This window comes from Dethiosulfatibacter sp. (genome assembly GCF_983023055.1).
In genome coordinates this window covers 1-3,031 of record NZ_CEZJXU010000323.1, presented here as the reverse complement: position 1 = coordinate 3,031, position 3,031 = coordinate 1, and the positions used below count along the sequence as shown (strand labels likewise).

General features: G+C 37.9%; 3 protein-coding genes. All 3 read right to left on the bottom strand.

The window, feature by feature from the left end; translation table 11 throughout:
• Nucleotides 1-74: 74 nt before the first annotated feature.
• The 3 genes from AC3AX0_RS10355 to folP all read right to left on the bottom strand — a co-directional run bounded on the left by AC3AX0_RS10355 (nucleotide 75) and on the right by folP (nucleotide 2,864).
• A complete protein-coding gene (locus AC3AX0_RS10355) occupies nucleotides 75-884 on the bottom strand; it encodes a GNAT family N-acetyltransferase (RefSeq protein WP_487550215.1) in 810 nt (269 codons plus the stop codon).
• Nucleotides 885-1,230: 346 nt separating this feature from the next.
• The gene (folK, locus tag AC3AX0_RS10350) at nucleotides 1,231-2,049 is read right to left on the bottom strand and encodes a 2-amino-4-hydroxy-6-hydroxymethyldihydropteridine diphosphokinase (RefSeq protein WP_487550214.1); all 819 of its coding nucleotides are present in this window, start codon (nucleotides 2,047-2,049) and stop codon (nucleotides 1,231-1,233) included.
• Between the two features lie 14 nt (nucleotides 2,050-2,063).
• Nucleotides 2,064-2,864: a dihydropteroate synthase gene (gene folP, locus AC3AX0_RS10345; protein ID WP_487550213.1), complete on the bottom strand. Its 801-nt coding sequence runs from the start codon at nucleotides 2,862-2,864 to the stop codon at nucleotides 2,064-2,066.
• Between the last annotated feature and the right edge of the window lie 167 nt (nucleotides 2,865-3,031).

Below are 3,031 nucleotides of genomic sequence, written 5' to 3'. Positions count from 1 at the left end.
TCCTTCTAGCCCTTGATTTTACTCACTAGCTTCACAACACACTCCACATGTGTGGAGTGCGTAAACAAATCCCCTCACCTAAACCGAATCTGCAATATCCTATGATACGCGAAAAAGCCACATCCAGCCATCATTTTATTTGAACCAATATTATTTGCAGCTACAGCACTTACAGCAGTATATCCTAATTCATTTGCCTGGTCCCTTAAATAGGCAGTAACATATTTACCTAGGCCCTTTTTTCGATAATTTAGGCCGCTTATAACACCCAAATACGCAGTTTCCTTGCTTCTGAATCCTGTTCTCATCTCTCCTATTGCTGCAATTTCATCTTTAACCTCGAATAAATATATTCCTTCACTATTAATCCATTGTGTGAAATATTTTCTTAACCAGTCTATATCTCCTCCACCCAAGCTTTCATGAGCAAAATCAACACTGGCTTCCAAATCATCCAATGTTGCCAATCTTAACTGCATATCTTTCACTGGACTTTCTATCTGTACTTTTTCACACTGAGTATATACATATGAATGTACTTGAATCTCTTTTGCACGATCCATGGAAAGGACCAAATAATTAATATCATAGGTCTCAACAATTCCTTGAATGATAGACAATTCTTTTAAAACATAATCAAAAATATCCACCGATTTATAACGAATATTTTCGCTAACATAGAACTGATAAATTGCATTTTCTTCACCTATGGCAATATATCCTATCTCCTCTTCCATGTTGAAGTCTTCCGAAATTGTATAATATTGGCAATTTGGAAGGACACCATTCTCCCAATAATCATCTTTAGGAGCAATAAGGGTTTTATAATACATTTCTATCATTTTACTGATTTCTTTCATTTCAACTTTTTTAATCTTGTACATATTCACCTGTTAACCTTTCTTTATTTGATTGCGAATTTCCACATCAATGAAACAACGACACGGCACAATATACCAACAAAAGCAAGCCCAACAGCAAACAGTCCAATGTAAACCGGTGATTCATAATATGGAAGTATGAATGTGGCAACTATAGTAATCCCGTAAATAATCACCTTGGGTTCGTATATATAATATCCACATGATATTTTTTTTCGTGTACAGTATTACAATACAGTATGTGAAGTATATTATCAAGCGTGAAGAATTATTTACAGACAACGAAACCCTCCGTCACTGATTAGGCATATTCCTCTTCAATGGTGGAGGGTTTTTCATATTGATTTCCTTAATTTTGTATAAGATCATTTAACAGCTCAAAGGTTCTCTTTTTTATTATTGGATGAAGAATATAGGGAGCTATTTCATTGAGGGGCTCCAGCACGAATCCCCTTTCGTGCATCCTCGGATGGGGAAGAACTATTTCTTCGTCATCAGACACCAGGTCATCATAATAAATTACATCAAGATCTATTGTCCTTGGACCCCATCTTATGTCCCTTACACGCTTCAGGTCATCCTCTATGGAAAGAAGCCACCTAATAAGTTGTTTCGGAGAAAGAATGGTTTCAACCTTAAATACTCCGTTTAGAAAAACATCTTGGTCTTCATATCCAACAGGATCAGTTTCTATTATCTTTGAAGTTCTAACAACTGAAGTCTGTATGCTTGAATCTATAGCTTCAATTGCCTTTTTGATATTGTCTCCCTTATCTCCCATGTTTGACCCTACAGCTATGTAGGCTGTATGTCTTTTTCTCACCATCCTAACAGCTGGATATTCCAGGGATAGATGAACAGGCGCCCAGGGTTTCTTCAGTGTAAGTTCTACTTCATTCACCTGTTTATAGTTTAACAGTATGTAATCACACAGTACCACTGCCGCCCTTTCGATCAAATCATGCTTTTCCGATTTGAATACATTTAGGAGCTCATGACAGAGCTCAGCGTAATTTATTGTGTCATTCAAGGAATCCTTATCACCAGCTTCAGTCATGTCCATGTCAAGTAATACATCTATTATAAATTTCTGACCCATTGTCTTTTCTTCCTGGTTTACTCCGTGAAATCCGAAAAGTTCAAGGTTTTTGATTATAAGTTTATCCATTTGTCAATCCTCCCTTAGCTCATGGCCTTAATCATCTTAAGAATCCTGTAGTTTTCCTTTACATCATGTACCCTGAATATTCTACATCCCTTCATATAGCCAAGGGCTGTAGTAGCCAATGTTCCTTCCAGCCTCTCATCAACAGGCAGATCAAGAGCATAACCTATCATGGATTTTCTTGAAGTTCCCAGAAGCATGGGCAAATTAAAAACCTTAAAATCATCAAGATGTTTCATAACACTAAGATTTTCTTCCGGTGTTTTTCCAAAACCTATGCCTGGATCTATCATTATCATGTCCTTTGATATTTCAGCTTTCCATGCAATTTCAAGACATTCATTCATTTCTGCAAATATGTCCTCCATTAGGTTGTTGTACTGTCTCCTCTCTCTGTTATGCATTAGACAGCTTGGTACGTTGTAGACCTTTGCAACCCTTGCGATGTACTCATCCTGTTTAAATCCCCATACGTCGTTAATCATGTTGGCTCCTGCATCTAGGGAAGCTTCTGCAACCCTGCTCTTTGACGTGTCGATGGAGACAGGAATATCGAACCTTTTCACAATTCCCTCTATTACAGGGGCAACTCTGCTTATCTCTTCATTAAGCTCAACCACATCATGGTTGGGTCTGGTGGATTCTCCTCCGATATCGATAATGTCGGCTCCCTCTTCAATCATCTTCTCAACCTGTGAAAGGGCCCTGTCCATTGAAGTGAACTTGCCTCCGTCTGAAAAGGAGTCCGGAGTAACATTAAGTATTCCCATTATATATGCTTCATTTTCAAAATCAAAATTTCTGTTTCCTATCTTCATTTTCTTCCCCTAAAGTTTGATAACCAGATTTTTTTTATCCTCAGACCAGCTACATTCATCCCGTACACCGCAGGTGAAACACTGTCTTGAAGATTTATCTGCCCTGTAGATATATCCCGACAAACTGGTTTCCCTGGATATGTCCTTATTCCTATGGTCAAGTATGG

Coding starts and splice junctions, on each gene's coding strand:
- AC3AX0_RS10355 (WP_487550215.1), bottom strand. CDS start 884: ATGTACAAGATTAAAAAAGTTGAAATGAAAGAAATCAGTAAAATGATA.
- folK (WP_487550214.1), bottom strand. CDS start 2,049: ATGGATAAACTTATAATCAAAAACCTTGAACTTTTCGGATTTCACGGA.
- folP (WP_487550213.1), bottom strand. CDS start 2,864: ATGAAGATAGGAAACAGAAATTTTGATTTTGAAAATGAAGCATATATA.